Raw genomic sequence first — 17,517 nt, 5'->3', positions numbered from 1 at the left:
AAACCTTTGTCTATAGCCTTAAGGCTATATAACATTTAAATTTTTATCTATCAATCTCGTATTAAAACAGTGTAAAAGGGAAATACTTTTTACAAAGAAGAAAAGATAAAGGGGTTGACGTTGGGTGGAAAATAACGTGTTTAATGAAACAAACCAAGTTGAAATAAATATACATGACGAGGTAATGGCTGAATTATTTTTGAATCAAGTTATGAAGGATTTCAAAAAAGGGAAGATCCTTGCAGAAATTGACCAATCATTAAAAAATAAAGATAAAGAAACTTTTTTACGTTTAACAGAAGAACTTCAATCTGTTTCTTGATAAGAGCCTACCCTATTATTATATAAAAGACTCTTTAAATAAAATATCACTTCATATCTAAAAAATAAGGACTTCAACTACGAATCAGTATCTGTCGTCATTATCTAAAGTCTAGATTAAGAATAAGTAAAACTTAACTAACCTTTATATAGCAAATAAAAGAGAAACCCTTTGTTTAGCATTAACAAAGGGTTTCTACATATAGGGAATACATTAGTTAAATTTACAGCATCTCTATTAAATCCAAATGGGAAATGCAAAGCGTTTAATCTTGAAACAAAAAATCACTCATAGTGGTTTTTTAATCACGCATTGATCCTGCTTCTCGGGATGTCATTGCTCCTTGTCCTTCGCTTACATCTTTTTCAATTTCTTGTTTTACTTTTTGTGCATCAGTTCCAGAAAATTCTGGTTTCATAATAGAATTAAAATTCTCTTTAGCTTGTTGATCCTGTTGCATACAAGTCCTCCTCAGGTTATTGTTTATCAATCTTATTATTTACAAAGAAACACTCGGTATATGCCAAGTATTTCAGCAAATTTCACTTAAAGTAAAGGGGGATAATGCGAAAGATCGTTATTAATATTACCTTGAGATCAAGTATACACATTGTACTAACTAAATTTTCAACGCTTTCTTCAATTCCATATCCTCCTTCTATAGATTATTTAGCAGAAATACGCCTCCTTAACGGCATGCCCTCAGGAATTTCAGAGTTAGCAAATTCAATAATTCCCCTAACAAATTTGGTTAAATCTTCTCCATACTCACCTTCTCGTTTATTCGTTAGAGCTTTACAAATTAACTCTTGATAAAATAACATTTTGTTAGAGTATTCTTAGAAGAAATCAGTTATAAAATGAGATTGTTGATTTTATATTTTACTCAGTCTCTCGCTGACAATTATATTTAATAATTGGATTAATCAACATGCAGATTTATAGTAAAAAGTATAAAGAGATAAGAGGAGAGATTAGTTAAATGGTAAAAATTCGTAAGGCTTTAGATCATGAAAGAGACATGATTCGAGAACAAAGAGTGAAAGCATATGAAGAACATGCACAAATCATTCCAGAAACACATTGGAATGCTCTTAGAAAAGCCATATCGTCAGATGCTGATGAACAAATCAATGTTGAACATTTAGTTGCCGCAGTAGATGGGGAAATAGTAGGTAGTGTTGCTTTGTTCCCTGCAAAATCAGATGCTTATGAAGGCCTTGTTGATATGTTAGATTATCCTGAAATAAGAATGCTTGCTGTCACACCACATTCACGAGGAAAAGGTATTGCTGAGTTATTGATAAAAGAATGTATTCTTCGAGCAAAGATAAGTAATTCAAAGTATATTGGCTTACACACCGGAGAATTTATGAAAACGGCTATGCGACTGTATGAGCGTATGGGCTTTATACGAATGCCACAATTTGACTTTCAACCTGCCAATGACGGGATTATTGTAAAAGCGTATCGACTATCTATTGATTTATAACCATATCAATACTTACGAGTAGTCGTAACACTTCATATCTTATATACAGAAATACAAAAGAACCGTACTTTATAAGATACTGGTCGGTCTTTGCTATTGGTATGACTATTATTTGAGAAAGTTTAATCATAGATGCTGTAGAAAAAGAGAAGGTTTTAACCTTCTCTTTTTCTATGTAGTTGTGTTTACTCACTTTTAAAATCTGAGTAGTGAAGTAAGATTGGCTATCTACTTCTGACTAGATAGTGATGGAATATATCCTGTTTTTTGAATTTGGGTCCTCGAAAGACGTTCACCTCTCTCATTTCTGTAAATAAAGAGATTAAAAAATAAATGATGAAAGGTAATCTAACAAAAGGGAAGATGTTATATAAAATGGTTAGTATGCTGTTATAAATGACAAAGGAAAGGAATGATAAATATGAAAATATTTATAAATACTTTAAAAAAGAATACTTCATGTATTCTTGAAGTCATTTATTTGTATACATTGTTCTCTTTCGTAGTTCTGGTGCAAAAACTTCAAGATACCTCCAGGTAATCTCTAAACCTTGGACATACCGACACTGGCATTCTAAAGAAGAATGTGATCAGTATGCAAAATCGATTCATGTTGGAACATTATCAACCTGATTTGGCCTTATTTTACTAACTGTGAGAGGGTACCTACACAGGCCTTATCTCTTGATAAATTTAATTCTTTTTAATCATATGCGTTGCTTCTATTTCTGAAAGGATAGATTTAGCTATAGACACAGATTTCAACCCTATTATCCCAATATTTTATTTTACTTAATTAGATGCTCACAGACACTTTTTTTCTTTAATTCTCCAATTTCTATAGGGTAAGGTTGGTTCAAATTCAGCTAGCCCAATCCTTTATACTAATTAATGAACCATTGACACTGGGAGAAGTGAGATAAAAAAGAAAAAAGCACAAACCCGTTGGTTAACAATGGATTTGTGCTTTTTTACTACCTCGAAAATGTTTTATATAAATTCCTTTTAGTAAAAAATTTATTTATACAAAATATAGGTGTGAATTTGGCATTTATCTTTTAGTTGGTTGGAATGAATTTTTTCTCATTTTCTTTTAGAAAATGCATATATTAGTAGAAGATAATCATATTGTTGAAAGGAAAAATGGGCTTATGATTGCGTCAAGGGCTAAATTTGCTGCCTCGTTATATGCAACGATGTCTATTAGTTTTTGGGGGATTTCCTTTGTCTCTACCAAAGCTGTTTTGGATAAACTTGATCCATATACACTCCTTGTTATTCGGTTCGGAATTGGAGCACTTTTTTTATTGGTATTATTAGTGTTGAAGCGATATCCATTAAAGATTCCATTCACATATATTCCTCATCTGATTGTGTTAGGCATTCTTGGAGTATTCGTTCACCAAGTTATTCAGGCAACGGCTCTTCTAACAATAGATGCCTCCGCAGCAGGGTGGATCATTTCGTTTTCCCCTGTATTTACGGTCATTCTTTCAGTACTCTTTCTACATGAAAAGATGACCGTATTAAAAGCAGCAGGGATGATTGTAGCTATCATTGGAGTTCTTCTGGTGACCACTTCTGGCAGTCAGCAGTCTTTTCAGTTCCCAATCAACATTGGTTACCTGTTAATGATTTTAAGTACACTAAACTGGGCGATCTATTCTGTACTATTAAAAAGATTGCATATCCAACTTCCCTCTCTTGTTATTACATTTTATATGTGTTTGTTAGGATTTGCTCTAACGACCCCGTTTCTCATAAGGAATAAAGGATGGGAGATCATGCCTCTTTTAACAGATGTGGAGTGGGCTCATTTGTTATTCCTCGGTGTATTTGTATCAGGTGTTGCTTATTGGTACTGGGCAAAAGCATTAGAGGTGTTAGAGGCGTCCCAGGTTTCTGTGTTCCTATATTTGGAACCAGTCGCGACATTGATAACAGCTATTCTACTATTACAAGAAAAGATTATTCCCATAAGCATATTAGGAGGCATCATAATTATAATGGGAGTCATTTTAGTTAATGGACGACTATTCACTTTTTTAAATTCCTTACCATGGAGAAACAAGGATTCATAACCATATCGAAACCATCAAAATCGCCCTACTCATAAGGAGGGAATCGTTGTATGACTTTAATTGAACAGGCAAAGCATATTTTAGATGAATTAAATTCACCTACTCGATTTGAATTACGAGAGGCGCTTTTGGCTTTGGATATAAATTTTGATGAATTAAAGCCACTATTGCAGTCAGCCGAGGACAAACCCTACTATCGAAAGCTTCTCTATCAAAATGACGAAGTAGAATTACTTGTTATGAATTGGTCGGGAATAGAGTGTGCTCCTCACGATCATGGTCATTCATACGGCTGGATTCAAGTAGTGAATGGTATAACTATAAATACGGTTTACGAAGTGAAAGAAAACCAGCTTCCAGAAGAGTTGTTTTCTCAGTATCAGGAAGAAGGAAAGATTTTCTTCGCTCCCCAAAAAGGGGTGCATAAAATGAATAGTGCAGGAGGTACGGATCTCGTCACCCTTCATCTCTATTCTCCACCAATCAAAGGGATGATGGTTTATGATTTAGAAGCATGTGCTGCTTGCGTTGTATCGGATGATTGTGGAGCATGGTGGCCAGATCATCTAAGTCAAAAGGTGAAAGAGATTCAATTAAAGAAGAGAGAATGATGTTTGTTGTTCCTCGGATTGTTTCTCATTTAGAAACCTGGATAATCTTACAGTTAATCTCTAGGTTTCGAACACACGAATATTACTTTTCTAAAGAAAGAATGGAAAGGTGTCTATAATCAACATCATACAAATTAGGATTATATACTGTATAAAAAAAGAAGGCGCATAAGGCCTTCTTTTTTTATAATTTCAATCTAAAAAACTTGATTAGCGAGGTTATAAAGCAGATTTCCTAGGTATAAGTTGAACCTATCGTATACCTATACAAATTTTTGTTCCGGGAAACCTCTGTTTTTGTTCGCTTTTATTTTCAGATAGTCGAGTCCAAATAGAGCAATTGACGCAACAATTAGGGTGACAATCATGAATAAAAACCCGTAATTAAATGATCCTGTTGATTTCACCAGATAACCAACTACCAAAGGGGATACAAACCCACCAATCTGCCCGCCAAAATTGGTAAATCCACTAAGAGTTCCGTGAATCTCACTTGGAAATAAATCAAGAGTGAGTCCCCAAAATGGTCCGTACGCACCAAATATAAAGAAGGATGCAATAGATAAATACATTATACTGCCGTTAGTTGTCTCCGCACTAAAAGCGAAATATAAACCTACACCTGCTAATAAATAAATTACCCCTATAAGAGAAGCACGGTGTTTGACCCGGTTACCCAACCAACCAAAAAACAACAAACCAAAAAATCCTAAGATATAGGGTATTGAAGATGCCAAACCTAAATCCTTAAAGTCAATATTTCGACTTGTGTTCAGATAGGTGGGGATCCAACCCAAGAGACCCCATGCTGCGACGCTTTTTGTTAAATAGGCGGTGAAGATAAGCCAACTGCTGGGATATTTAACAATATCCTTTAGTGCAAAACGTTTCTCTTTCTTACCTGATTTCCCTGCACTTGGACTATCTTCTCTAGAGTCATTTGGTAAAAACCAATACAATAAGATAGCTATTACAATTCCAGGGACCGTAAACCAATAGAATAGACCCTGCCATCCTACTTTTCCCATAATCCATACGGAGAGTGGAGCACAAAGAGCCGGACCTAACGGAATGGCTGTATTATACAGACTTGATGCTAGGTTTCGGTCTGATCCCTGAAAAAATTGACCAAGCATCTTCCACTGAGACCCTGTTCCTAATGCTTCACCGGCCCCAAATAATGCTCGCATAGCAATTAACATACCAACTGATGCAACCATTCCAGATAATCCTGTAAAAATGGACCACCAAATCACTCCAAAAATCATCACTTTTTTTGCTCCAAAACGATCAGCAAGCATTCCTCCAGGTATTTGCATTAATCCATACCCTAATGTAAACGCTGCTAGAATCCAACCAAAACTATCAGCATCCATATTAAGATCTTTCATCATCAATGGTCCTGCTGTAGATATATTTACACGATCTAGATAGGATACCATATAAGTGAGCCATAATAATAATAAGATAATCCATTTATTTCTCATTATTTACCCATCCCCATTACTGTTTTGCAACCAATTTTATCTTTATAAACAAAACGCTAAAAACTACTTTATTTTTAGCGTTTTTCGAATACAATCCTCCTTTGAACTGGGCGCAAAAATTACCCTTCCATGATTGATATGGATACTCGGATTGTATTGGATATGACCAGTAATAATGTCTCCTTCTGAATCCGAATATTGAACTTCAGAATGATCTGCCTGCAAAACAAGGACATGGTTTACATAGTCAAACTTCAGATTCATAAATCGGCTTGTGGTATTTAGTACAGAGGCAAAAACCTCATCCCTTGAAAGCCCACCTGCAATAAATCTCGAGATGATATAACTCATATCACTAACCGGTGGTTTCTTCCATGTATTTCTTACAATATCCGAGCTAATGAAGTGGGGCTTGATTCCCTCTGTTAGGGCTGCCTGCTGAAATACTTTCCAAGCGAAATGTTTGCTACCCTGACCAACGTCTAACAATAAACCTTTTTCAACCGCATCTTTAAAAGAAGTAGATACTTTTCCATACTCATCCAAAACATGGCCTTTTTGACCGTGATAAGGGTGTGTTAATACATCACCAGGTCGTAAAATTTCTACAACTTCGTCAATGGATAGTTCGGAACCCGTTAGATGAACCATTACTTTTAAGCCACTTTTTTCTGCAGCAGCACGTGCAATGTTCAATAATGCTCGATCTGTTTTTGCATCCACTTGACCTAATCGAACTTTAAAACCATATAGTCGATCTCCTGCATTGGACGCGGTTTCTACTAAACGCTCTAGTGATATGTTTTCAGGCTTTGTTGGATTCGGGTTTGGGTGGATGGTAAGACCTTCGGGAAGGACTGAAAGCCAAGAGCGAATCTCCATTTGACTATTCTGCCATAATCGGTCTGCATTTTCCCACCCTTCATATCCAAATGTTCCTGCATCAACAGATGCCACCACTCCTGAGGAAATATATTCGGTATCAGTTACAGCAACAGGAGCACCTGGTGCCCAAATGTGACAATGAAAATCAATTAAACCTGGGACTAATAAATGGGATGCAGATAGATGAATTTCTCGATCCTCTGCATTAGTTACATCTATATCCAGATAATTGTTTTCTTTAAAAGTGTCTCCCTTCCAAATTAAACCACCATGTAAACGCCATGTTCCCAAGATATAATCACTCCACTCAATGTTAGTCTGCCAAGTATATAAACTGTGCTCTCTATGAAATATTTGAACTCTTTTTATTTGTATCCTCAAATGCCGTGATTACATCCAACCAATTTTCTGGGGTCTTTCCTTGAAACTTTTCTTTTAGATTCAATTCTGCTAATAGCTGAAGCTTATCTTTTGCTGCATTTGACATCAAAGAACTTAAATTTGAGGACTCTAGCATTTCTATGGAACCTTCTAATTCTATGGATCTTCTTAGTGCATGAATTGAAGTTCCTGTAACTAAACGATTCATAGTCTCCTCAAAAATCTTCGAATTCATTGTCTCACTTATAGAACTAATCACCAGATTTTCTACGCCAAACTTGTGCGCTGCTTCTAACATTTCAACCAAAAGAGCAGGTAGCCCTTTCATAAAAATACTACGAATCAACTTAACTGCCGATGCATCTCCAGGCTTTTCACTTACTTTTGAAATATCCATTCCATATCGAGACATGATATCAATAAATGCATCTGTACCCTCACCACTTGCTAGAATCGGGACTTTATGCTTATAAACTGGTAGAGGTCCCATCATAGATGCATCGACGAAGCTAACACCTTTCTCCTTGAGGCTATTGCTAATTTTTCTTTTTATATCTGGCGTTGATGCAGATACATCAATATAAATGAGTTCTTTTCTCAGATAAGGTTTTAAAGAATCGCTGACTTCGTATGCTTTATTTGCTGGCACAGCGACAATTAGCATCGCCAGATCTTCTCTCATTAATAACGATTCGGGTGTATATTCCAGTTCCACTTGTGCTTGTTTAGCTCGTTCCTTAATTTGCGGACCAAAAGTAGGGTGATCTAACATGACATCATGAGCACAAATAGTTTCTAACCCCTCTTGTTTTAATCCGATTGATAATTCAAAAGCTGCCTCCCCAAACCCAATAAAACCTAATTTCATTGTGAAATTCTCCCCTTTTCTTATAATCCATACGCTTTCATTTGTTCTCTTAGCCAATGAGGTTGAATGTTTCCTCCAGGTCTACCTTCCGTACGTGCTTTTTCATAGGCTGCAATATTTTCTAGACGTGTTTTCTCGTAATCTAGTTTTTTCTCTGCTTTGGAAAGAACCTCTTCAATTTTGTCTTTTGGAACTACCACAACTCCATCATCATCGCCAATAATTAAATCTCCAGGAACAACGGAGACTCCCCCACAAGAAATAGGCTTATGAAGTTCTCCTGGACCGTCTTTTAGGGGACCATTAGGAATAAACCCTTTTGCAAAGATAGGGAAGTCTGATTCACTAAGTGTCTCCTTATCACGAACTAATCCATCAATAATAATTCCTTCAATTCCCATGGCCTTCGCTGCTCCTGCCATCAATTCACCAAGATAGGCATTTGTAGTGTGTCCCTTTCCATCCGCAACCAAAACATACCCTTCTTTTCCATCATAGATTGCCTGGTGAAGAAATAAATTATCTCCAGGTCTCAAACTTACAGTTAGAGCAGTTCCAACTACCTTCATACCTGATGCTACCGGCTTTATTTTGTAATCCATAGAACCTGTACATCCCATCGCATCCGATATAAGAGTCGTGTTAAGAGATTCTGCTCTCTCGATAATATCCTTAGATAATAGTGGTGCTAATTTACTCACTTTTATACACTCCTTTTCTATTTTGGTAGTTAAACGATTAATTAGATATAATTCTCAAAGATTATGTTTTGTTTACACGCCCCAAAGATAACGCTTTCAAAACTGGTTAATTTAATAAAATTATTGATGTAATCCACTATCCCTTCATAACTTTATTGCTTTGCTTTTAGACTAAAAAAATAAAAGAAGATTCTTATAAAATGAAGTATTAAAGTAATAAAAATTACAACAAGTTTAAATATAGTAATATTTATTACTAACAATATAGATGTATATTATCACTAATACTTAATAAAGTAAACCTTATTATTGAATAGAAGAGGAGGCGAAATTGTATTGTAAACCTTATCATTTAAGGAGATTTTTTTTTACATAAAAAAATTAGCATGATAAAATTCAATTAAATATTGTAATAAATATTCTTCAATAATTTAAAAATGTAAAATTTACAATATAATCTGTTCAATTGGAGCGAATATATGGAAAATCCACTCTTAAAATTAAAAAATAACATCTCACAACTAACAGAAACCCAGCGAAGAGTTGCAGACTATATTCTTAAAAATCCTGTAGATGTAGCCTTCTTAACAGTTGATCAATTGGCCTTAACTGTAAAAACCAGCACCACTACCATAATGAGATTAACGTTTAGTCTAGGTTACTCCGGATATACAGAGTTTCAAAAAGGTCTTCAAGAGCTTTTACGTAATAATGCTGCTCCTCAAATCCGATTAGAGACAAATTTAAAAGATTTAGATGATAGTGATTTATGGATGCGCTGTGCAGAAAATCAATTTAATAACATTCAATCCACGGTAGAAATGATTTCCACAGAGAGTTTAAATACAGCTCTAGAGATGATTATTTCTGCAGATCGAATATTTTGCACGAGCGTAAGGAGTGGTTTACCAGTAGCACAACATCTATCTTTTGGGCTTAATCGTTTACTGGGAAACTGCGAATTAATTGTATCCGATTTAAGTGATTGGGTTGATAAAGGCATTACTTTAACTTCTAAAGATTTAGTGATTGCAACTTCTTTCCCAAGATACGCTAGAAGAACTGTTGAATTTGCAATAGCTGCTAAAAATAATGGTGCTCAGGTCATTTCAATTACTGACAGTTATTCTTCTCCTTTAGTTGAGTACTCAAACTTAGTACTACCTTGTAGTTCTACTAGTATTGCTTTTCATAATTCTCCAGTAGCATCTATGCTTGTAGCCGATTATCTGATAAGTTCTATAGCTATAAACTACCCAGAAAAGACAAAAGATCGTCTTGATGAAATTAATTCCATTCTTACACAAATAAACTATCATTATACGGATTAAATTTATAAAGGTGATAGGGATATGAAATATTGAATTGGCAAGTTAATTCGATACCTCATACCACTATCACCTTTTTATTTGTTTTGGTTAATATCTTACTCTATCTCATTCAATGCCAATTTAAAAAAATATTTACTTTTAACAAGTAACCATGGTAGTATACATTTAAATAGTCAAAATTATTACAACATTAAATAATAAAGTAATAATTATTACTTTATTATTGTTTTTATTGATGAAATTAATTAGCTTTCTAAAATGGTTGCTTTTTTAGATATCATCCGGAAGATATCTTACTCCTGCATTCCTGAGAGCCTATAAAGTGACTATAAATTTATGAATTCTAGGATTTAAGATATTTTGACTTACATAGTTATGAAAACGTTATCTTGAATATTTTTATTCCAAGTAAGAACACCATATTTTAAGTAAAGGAGGGATTCATTAAAAATGAAAAAAGAGACCTTTTTTATGAATAGCATCAATAAATCAGTGCAGGTAAAGGGAAGATATAGATAATTTTATTTTTTGTAAGGGTTTACAAATGTGAACCTATTACTGTTTAGCTATTAATATTTATTTATAGTTAAATGCCAGGGAATGATATGGGAAAATATAGAGGGGGTATAGTATGCTAACATTTCTAGGATTTTCAATGATTGTAGTTTTTATGTATTTAATTATGAGTAAGCGTTTGTCCGCATTCAGTGCGCTTACAGTGGTACCAGTTATTTTTGCCCTAATTGCTGGATTTACTGATTTGGGACCAATGATGATGAAAGGCCTTGAAACCATTGCTCCAACGGCAATTATGATTATCTTCGCCATTCTTTATTTTGGTGTATTGATTGATACAGGTTTATTTGACCCACTAGTAGCGAAAGTCATAAAAGTGGTGGGCGGTGACCCTTTGAAAATTGTAGTGGGTACTGCAGTCCTATCCTTAATAGTAGCTCTGGATGGGGATGGTACCATTACATATTTAATTGTAGTAACTGCATTTCTTCCACTATACAATCGACTAGGTATGAATAAACTTATTCTAGCCTGTATGCCTGCATTGGCAATGGGGGTTATGAACCTAACTCCATGGGGGGGACCTGCTGTACAAGCTACGGCGGCGGTAAAAGCAGATGTAACAGATTTACTTCTACCACTTATTCCTTCTATGATTGCAGGAACGCTATGGGTTTTGGCAGTTTCTTATTTTCTTGGGCGCCGTGAACGTAAGAGACTAGGAGTTGTAACTATTGATACAGCATTTAGTAAAGAAATTGCTGCCGATATTGATATGGGTATGGATGCATCAATAAAGCGTCCTAAACTATTTTGGTTTAATTTAATTTTAACTATTTTAATACTAACAGCTCTAGTTATGGGACTTTTACCTTTACCAGCTCTATTTATGATTGGGTTTGCTATTGTAATGATTGTAAATTATCCAAATTTGCAGGATCAAAAGGATCGTTTACACGCTCATGCGGGAAATATACTAACTGTTGTTTCTATGATATTTGCAGCTGGTATATTTACTGGAATTATAGATGGAACTGGAATTGTTAAGGCTATGGCAGATACTTTAATCGCTGTTATACCAGATGCTCTTGGACCAAAGTTAACAGTAATTGTTGGACTGATAAGTATGCCATTTACCTTTTTCATGGCAAACGCTCCATTTTATTTTGGGATTATTCCAATTATGGCTGAAACAGCTGCTCATTTTGGCATCCAGCCACTAGAAATAGGGCAAGCTTCCCTATTAGGACAACCATTGCACTTATTAAGTCCATTACAAGGTTCTATTTACGTATTAATGGGGCTGCTTGGTATTGATATAGGAGACCATATTCGCTTTACGGCCAAGTATGCAGTCGGAACAGCATTAGTTATGATTATTGTTGCAGTTCTGTTTGGAGTATTATCCATTTAATCTATTTATAGAAAAATGATAATGATTGGAAACGTTCTTAAAATTACATCTAAGCAGAATATAAAAAGCGCAAACTCGTTGTTATGGAACGGGTTTGCGCTTTTTACTACCTGGAACATGTTTTACATAAACTAAAATTATATTTAAATTCTAAACTTATAGCTGCAAAGGGATCAACATAACAACATAGATTGTCCTATAACAATCCAATCCATTTTTGCTATTATTTATTCAATTCAATCGTTTCATTAACATCTGTCGATTTAGAACTTTGCCCTGTTATGCGTTTATAGAAAAAGACAATTTTCTTCGTGAAATTACCCGTTTCCCAATATTCGGCTGCTTCAGCTTTTACCTTTATCAAGACAACATTAGGATTATCATAAGAAGTTTGCATAATTTTTTCATATGCTTTGCTCCACAATTCCTTTTTCTTGTCTAAATCATCAACAATTTCTGCTCTTCCACGTACAGAAACATAGGATTTACCTGCATAAGTCACATTAACATCTTGATCATGTAAAATTTCTTCATATTTATTAGTCTCTTTTTTAGTAAAAAACCATAAGTCCCCATCAAACTCTACTTCCTGTGTTTTCATAGGCCGAGAAACAAGCCCTTCTTCAGTTACCGTAGTCAGCATGGCCGTGTCTATGTCTTTAATTAACTCTCTTAATGTTTCTACTTCTTCTTGTTTCATCATGTTAGACATTTCCATCACCTCATTAATGTTTATAGAGGTATACTACCCTTTACACCAACTTTTATTCAGGTGTAGCGGATTACTAAATGAACTCTAAACATACCTCTTCTTCACTAACAGATGAAGTTTCTTTTTATATAATTCATAAAATTCAGATATATATTACGATTGTCCGTAAAAATATATATAAGCGAAAAAAACGCAAACTCGTTGTTATTAAACGGGCTTGCGCTTTCTTACTTTCTGTAATAAAAAAAACCCTTTGCTCAGCATGGGGTCGGTCCCGATTGGCATCAGTCTTTTAACTTTGTTTATAATAAGGAACTACCTAAAATTGAATATTATTCGATTTTAACTTTAATATGGTCTATAGCATTGTAACCATAGCCCTTTCTGTTCCAAATTGGTTCTAATGGTTGAATATTTCCCTTAGAATCAGTAGCTTTTGATTTTATCGTGTATTCGCCTTTTTTTAATGCATTCCATTTATAATTCCAACGAACCCATGAATGTTTCTCAGCTGAAGAGGTTAGTTTACATTCATTCCAAGTTTGACCTCCATCAATACTGATTTCTACCATTGTAATTTGTCCTTCACCTGTCCAGGCAATCCCCTTTATTTCATAAACTCCCGAATGCAATAATTGCATATTAAATGGATATTGGATTGTTGAGTTAACGTTAATAGTAGTTACGGGAACTTTTCCATTGTCGTTTTCTTGGTTTGGATAGTAAACGTAATCAACATCTTGAAAAGGACCTTTAAATTCCTTATCAATTACAATAATTTTTTTAATCCATTTTACAGAAGCCATTGCATACCATCCGGGGACAATTAATCTTAGGGGAAATCCATGTTTGAAAGATATGGGATGACTGTTATATTCATAAGCAATAATGGTATTTGGATCAAGAGCTTTTTCTATCGGTAAACTTCTAGAGAAATTATATAATTTGTTGGAATCAGGTCTTTGACCATTATCATAACCCTCAAAAACAATTTCTTTTACATTATCAAGCAATCCTGTGTACTGCAGTAGAGTTTTCAAAGATACTCCTCTCCAAATGCCTTGACTTATTGCTCCCTTTTCCCATTGCTCCCCATACACTTTTGGTTTAAATAATTCTCGCTTATTACCAGAACATTCTAAGACCACTTTTATTGTTTTTGCTGGCATGGAGTAAATCTCCTGTAAAGAAAAAACTTTAGAAGTATGCACTTGTCCCTCTATTGGGAGAAAATAAAAGGATGATGTAAAGTTTGGATAAGGAAAATGATTCCTTCTATAAAATAGTTTATCACTTATAATATCATCAGGAACAAGATGAATAGGCGTTTCTTGGTTTTCAGGAACTAACGTTTTTGTAATTAGGTAAGGTCTTAATTTTTGGAAATCAGAATTTCTCATATGAATACCTCCTTTAAAAAGAAGTTGCTATGTAATCCTATGTAAACTATAAGAAACGATTCCACAATCTAATACTTTTTTAAAGTAAAACATCACTCTTTATTAATATAAGGAATCAACATGTAGCAGTATGAGTTTTATATTAACAATTAAGTTTTTCTGTAGATAATAAACAAATACCCGTAAATATATATAACTGAAAAGAAAAAGCACCAACTCGTTGCTACTGAACGAATTTGCTCTTTTTTACTGTCACGAACATGTTTTTTATCATTTAAAGTAAAATAACAATCAATTTAATGTGAAAGTATTGTAAGAAATACAATAACGGAACCTCTCTATCTTTTAAAATGTAAAATATAAGTGCATAGTATTAAACAAAAAGGAGAGAAATAAAAAGGATGAAAAAGGATGTATTTTTAATAACTGTAGTATTGATATTGTCTTTACTTATGGTTTTTGGAATGATTATGGGCGCTCAATATTTAACAAGTTTTGTGTTAAATTTCAAATATGAAAGTCCTTTATCATCCTTGCTAATAGCAATTAATTCAATGGTAGCTCTTATCATATTAGTACCAATTAGCCTTGTATCTGAGCCTATTATTAAACATTTTTTTAAAAAAACTAAGTTACCTCTCTTTTTGCTACATATACTCGAATTTATGTTATTCTTACTTTATATGAAATGGAGTATGGAACATTATAATCTTGCTAAGTTTAATTCATTTTCTTCGGAACTAACTTTTTGTATCTTTACATACATTTTTTTGTTCAGTCTCTATATATGGGGTAAGGTAATTGAGAAAGAAGAGAAAGAAGATAAAAAAGAGCAAGCTCGTTGCCAATGAACGAATTCGCTCTTTTTTACTTCCTGGAAGCAACATTAAGTTAACTAAATATGGATATGGTGTGGGAAATAACAAAATTCCCTTTAATATTCGGGATAGAGTTATGCTATAAAAAGTTATGAACCTATTAACTAATGTAAAAGTTTATCTACTGCATCTTTTAGCTTTCCATAAGTTTTCAATGTGCTCATATCTATCCCTAATTGAACAGCTGTTAAGGAAATTTCTGGGCGAATACCTGTAATGGTTGTCTCAATTCCAAGTAAGTCCAACATCTTGATAACTTGGAACAATTCATTGGTCATCATGGTATCAATGAAAGATACACCTGATAAGTCCATGATTAAGCAAGACAGATTGAGCTCTTTTGCTTGCAACATAACTTTCTCCGCAAAGTTACTGTTCTTATAATCATTAATCTGACCAATGAGTGGGAGCACTCCTACTGTATCGGAAATACTAATAACAGGGGTACTAAGCTTAGAAATCAGCATTTTTTGAGCATTAGATTGTGCATCTGAAACTTGTTCATAATAAACCGTAAATAGTTCTATCGTTCGGTCAAATGCTTCATTCACTAACTTATTCCATAAAAAAAGATCTTCATATGTAATGCTAGACGGATAAAGGTAGAAAAAGGATTCAATTTGTTTTAAAAAAATTAAACGAAACTTTTTAAAATGTTTGATACTCTGATAAAGGGGATCACCTCTCTGAGCCCTATTTGTTGCAACTTTCTGTGCCCAATCATTAAGATTTTCTAGTGATTTTCCGGTAAGAACTTTTGCAATTGTACAGATAAAATATTGATTCTGTTCTCGAAGATATTCGGTTGTCTCTGAGGAAGCATCAGCTGTATAAATAGAATTCTCTTCTACTTCTCGCGAGTCTAGCCATTCTTGAGACATTTCATTGATATGTTGTAGTAAAAAGTCATGTAGTTTTTTCGTCATTTCATCCATAGAACGTTCTCCTTTATTGATATCTAACGTTCTCTTTCCCCTTTTGCGTAAAAGAGAAACTTTTACTAGTATGATGAACAAGGGTTTCCGTTCATTTACCGACCTTTACTTAAAAGGGATTCAAGCAAACGAAAATCGTATGACGGAATATATGGAGAAAAGTGTTGGAACTATTACAGCTGTTAACCCACATCTTGGTTATGAAACAGAAGCAGGAATTGCTGGGAAGTCTTTAATATAGTATGAAAAATCTCACTTGATGGAGTAGGGTTTTTACTTCCTCAAATTTATTTTATGTAAACTAAAGAATTGTTGATAGTTTTTTTCAAGACATAGGGTGCTCAGAGAGATAGAAGAAAAACCTAATCTTCCTGTTATAGAAAATTAGGTTTTTCTCCATACTATCGGAACACAATTAATTATGACCTACGATTGGATGTGGTACGTATGGATCTTCGAGAAAGGCAATTTCTTCAGGGGTTAACTTAACGGATAAAGAATCTACAGCACCTTCGATATGGGAAATTTTCGTCGCACCGATAATCGGAGCAGTTACGGGTTCTTTTTGTAATAGCCAAGCCAGAGCAATATGAATACGAGGAACACCACGTTTTTCCGCGATTGCTGCGACTCGCTCTACAACTAATCGGTCAGCATCAGCCGTTGCATCATATTTAGATTTTTGAACTTGGTCGGTTTCAGAACGTTGTGTGGTTTCGGACCAATCACGAGTTAATCTCCCTGATGCAAGTGGACTGTACGGAGTCACCCCGATTTTTTCTTCCCTACAAAGGGGCAACATTTCTCTTTCCTCTTCACGGTATAAAAGATTTAAATGATTCTGCATAGAGACAAACCTTGTCCATCCATTTTTCTCTGCTACATGTAACGCCTTTTGAAACTGCCATGCGTACATGGCGGAAGCACCAATGTATCTGGCTTTCCCGGCCTTCACAATGTCATGTAATGCTTCCATTGTTTCTTCAATTGGCGTATTGTAATCCCAACGGTGGATAATATAAAGGTCTACATAATCGGTTCCAAGACGTTTTAGACTCTTATCGATTTCGCTCATGATGGCTTTTCGAGAAAGACCAGCGCCATTAGGTCCTTCATGCATTTTTTGGTGTACCTTAGTTGCAATGACCACTTCATCACGATTGGCATAATCATTTAGAGCTCGTCCAAGAAACTCCTCGCTAGTTCCCATTGAATACACATTCGCCGTATCAAAAAAATTTATTCCGAGATCAAGTGCTTTTTTTAATAATAGAGCGACTTTGTTCTTCATTAAGTACCCATTGATGAATCCATTTTTCTGCATCACCAAAACTCATACAACCAAGACAAAACTTAGATACATCCAATCCTGTATTTCCAAGTTTCACATATTCCATTGGTTTACGCCTCACTTTCTTTTATTAGCGTTTTTAGTTTCAATTCAATTTATCTTCACCTATTATCTCATAGATAATAAAGAAACCTTTAACCTATAAGTATCAA

General features: G+C 34.5%; 15 protein-coding genes and 3 pseudogenes. 8 read left to right on the top strand and 10 right to left on the bottom strand.

Going from position 1 to position 17,517, the window contains the following annotated elements:
* Positions 1-124 precede the first annotated feature (124 nt).
* Positions 125-322: an IDEAL domain-containing protein gene (locus B9N79_RS23175; RefSeq protein ID WP_040060046.1), complete on the top strand. Its 198-nt coding sequence runs from the start codon at positions 125-127 to the stop codon at positions 320-322.
* 301 nt (positions 323-623) lie between these two features.
* Here B9N79_RS23175 and B9N79_RS26290 read toward each other — a convergent pair whose 3' ends face one another.
* Both B9N79_RS26290 and B9N79_RS26630 read right to left on the bottom strand, forming a co-directional pair.
* Positions 624-782, bottom strand: coding sequence for a hypothetical protein (locus B9N79_RS26290; protein ID WP_019392548.1), 159 nt, complete (start codon positions 780-782; stop codon positions 624-626).
* A gap of 208 nt (positions 783-990) precedes the next feature.
* Positions 991-1,113 (bottom strand): annotated as a pseudogene (locus B9N79_RS26630) (NADPH dehydrogenase); the annotation flags it as partial.
* A gap of 191 nt (positions 1,114-1,304) precedes the next feature.
* Here B9N79_RS26630 and B9N79_RS23170 point away from each other — a divergent pair.
* From B9N79_RS23170 to B9N79_RS23160, 3 genes are all read left to right on the top strand, one after another.
* On the top strand, positions 1,305-1,814 hold the full coding sequence (locus tag B9N79_RS23170) for a GNAT family N-acetyltransferase (protein ID WP_085119053.1): 510 nt from the start codon (positions 1,305-1,307) through the stop codon (positions 1,812-1,814).
* A gap of 1,151 nt (positions 1,815-2,965) precedes the next feature.
* A complete protein-coding gene (locus B9N79_RS23165) occupies positions 2,966-3,895 on the top strand; it encodes a DMT family transporter (RefSeq protein WP_085119051.1) in 930 nt (309 codons plus the stop codon).
* Between the two features lie 50 nt (positions 3,896-3,945).
* Complete coding sequence (locus tag B9N79_RS23160) at positions 3,946-4,506, top strand: cysteine dioxygenase (protein ID WP_040060050.1); 561 nt, start codon at positions 3,946-3,948, stop codon at positions 4,504-4,506.
* Between the two features lie 263 nt (positions 4,507-4,769).
* Here B9N79_RS23160 and B9N79_RS23155 read toward each other — a convergent pair whose 3' ends face one another.
* From B9N79_RS23155 to B9N79_RS23140, 4 genes are all read right to left on the bottom strand, one after another.
* Positions 4,770-5,993 (bottom strand): MFS transporter, encoded by a 1,224-nt coding sequence (locus tag B9N79_RS23155; RefSeq protein WP_085119048.1) that lies wholly within the window; start codon positions 5,991-5,993, stop codon positions 4,770-4,772.
* A gap of 63 nt (positions 5,994-6,056) precedes the next feature.
* Positions 6,057-7,169, bottom strand: coding sequence for an amidohydrolase family protein (locus tag B9N79_RS23150; protein WP_085119045.1), 1,113 nt, complete (start codon positions 7,167-7,169; stop codon positions 6,057-6,059).
* Between the two features lie 52 nt (positions 7,170-7,221).
* Positions 7,222-8,127 carry a DUF1932 domain-containing protein gene (locus tag B9N79_RS23145; RefSeq protein ID WP_085119043.1) on the bottom strand — a complete coding sequence of 302 codons (906 nt, stop codon included), beginning with the start codon at positions 8,125-8,127 and terminating at the stop codon, positions 7,222-7,224.
* Between the two features lie 20 nt (positions 8,128-8,147).
* The gene (locus B9N79_RS23140) at positions 8,148-8,828 is read right to left on the bottom strand and encodes an S-adenosylmethionine--2-demethylmenaquinone methyltransferase (RefSeq protein ID WP_040060053.1); all 681 of its coding nucleotides are present in this window, start codon (positions 8,826-8,828) and stop codon (positions 8,148-8,150) included.
* Positions 8,829-9,307: 479 nt separating this feature from the next.
* Here B9N79_RS23140 and B9N79_RS23135 point away from each other — a divergent pair, with 479 nt between their 5' ends.
* Both B9N79_RS23135 and B9N79_RS23130 read left to right on the top strand, forming a co-directional pair.
* Positions 9,308-10,159: a MurR/RpiR family transcriptional regulator gene (locus B9N79_RS23135; RefSeq protein WP_040060055.1), complete on the top strand. Its 852-nt coding sequence runs from the start codon at positions 9,308-9,310 to the stop codon at positions 10,157-10,159.
* A 631-nt stretch (positions 10,160-10,790) separates the two neighbouring features.
* Positions 10,791-12,089 (top strand): CitMHS family transporter, encoded by a 1,299-nt coding sequence (locus B9N79_RS23130; RefSeq protein WP_040060056.1) that lies wholly within the window; start codon positions 10,791-10,793, stop codon positions 12,087-12,089.
* Positions 12,090-12,312: 223 nt separating this feature from the next.
* Here B9N79_RS23130 and B9N79_RS23125 read toward each other — a convergent pair whose 3' ends face one another.
* Both B9N79_RS23125 and B9N79_RS23120 read right to left on the bottom strand, forming a co-directional pair.
* Positions 12,313-12,801, bottom strand: coding sequence for a pyridoxamine 5'-phosphate oxidase family protein (locus tag B9N79_RS23125; protein ID WP_040060058.1), 489 nt, complete (start codon positions 12,799-12,801; stop codon positions 12,313-12,315).
* A 332-nt stretch (positions 12,802-13,133) separates the two neighbouring features.
* Complete coding sequence (locus B9N79_RS23120) at positions 13,134-14,201, bottom strand: sulfite oxidase (protein WP_040060059.1); 1,068 nt, start codon at positions 14,199-14,201, stop codon at positions 13,134-13,136.
* A 401-nt stretch (positions 14,202-14,602) separates the two neighbouring features.
* On the opposite strand from B9N79_RS23120, the gene B9N79_RS23115 reads away from it, so the two are divergent.
* Positions 14,603-15,052 (top strand): hypothetical protein, encoded by a 450-nt coding sequence (locus B9N79_RS23115; RefSeq protein WP_085119041.1) that lies wholly within the window; start codon positions 14,603-14,605, stop codon positions 15,050-15,052.
* 131 nt (positions 15,053-15,183) lie between these two features.
* Here the strand turns inward: B9N79_RS23115 and B9N79_RS23110 are convergent, their stop codons facing one another.
* A complete protein-coding gene (locus B9N79_RS23110) occupies positions 15,184-16,014 on the bottom strand; it encodes an STAS domain-containing protein (RefSeq protein WP_085119038.1) in 831 nt (276 codons plus the stop codon).
* 10 nt (positions 16,015-16,024) lie between these two features.
* Between B9N79_RS23110 and B9N79_RS23105 the strand changes: the two are divergent.
* Positions 16,025-16,252: pseudogene (locus tag B9N79_RS23105) on the top strand (hypothetical protein); the annotation flags it as partial.
* Positions 16,253-16,429: 177 nt separating this feature from the next.
* Here B9N79_RS23105 and B9N79_RS23100 read toward each other — a convergent pair.
* Positions 16,430-17,411: pseudogene (locus B9N79_RS23100) on the bottom strand (aldo/keto reductase).
* Between the last annotated feature and the right edge of the window lie 106 nt (positions 17,412-17,517).

It is taken from the genome of Priestia filamentosa (assembly GCF_900177535.1).
GTDB lineage: Bacteria > Bacillota > Bacilli > Bacillales > Bacillaceae_H > Bacillus_I > Bacillus_I filamentosa.
Note: the sequence above shows the minus strand (reverse complement) of the source record. Positions and strands in the feature narration are given on the sequence as shown.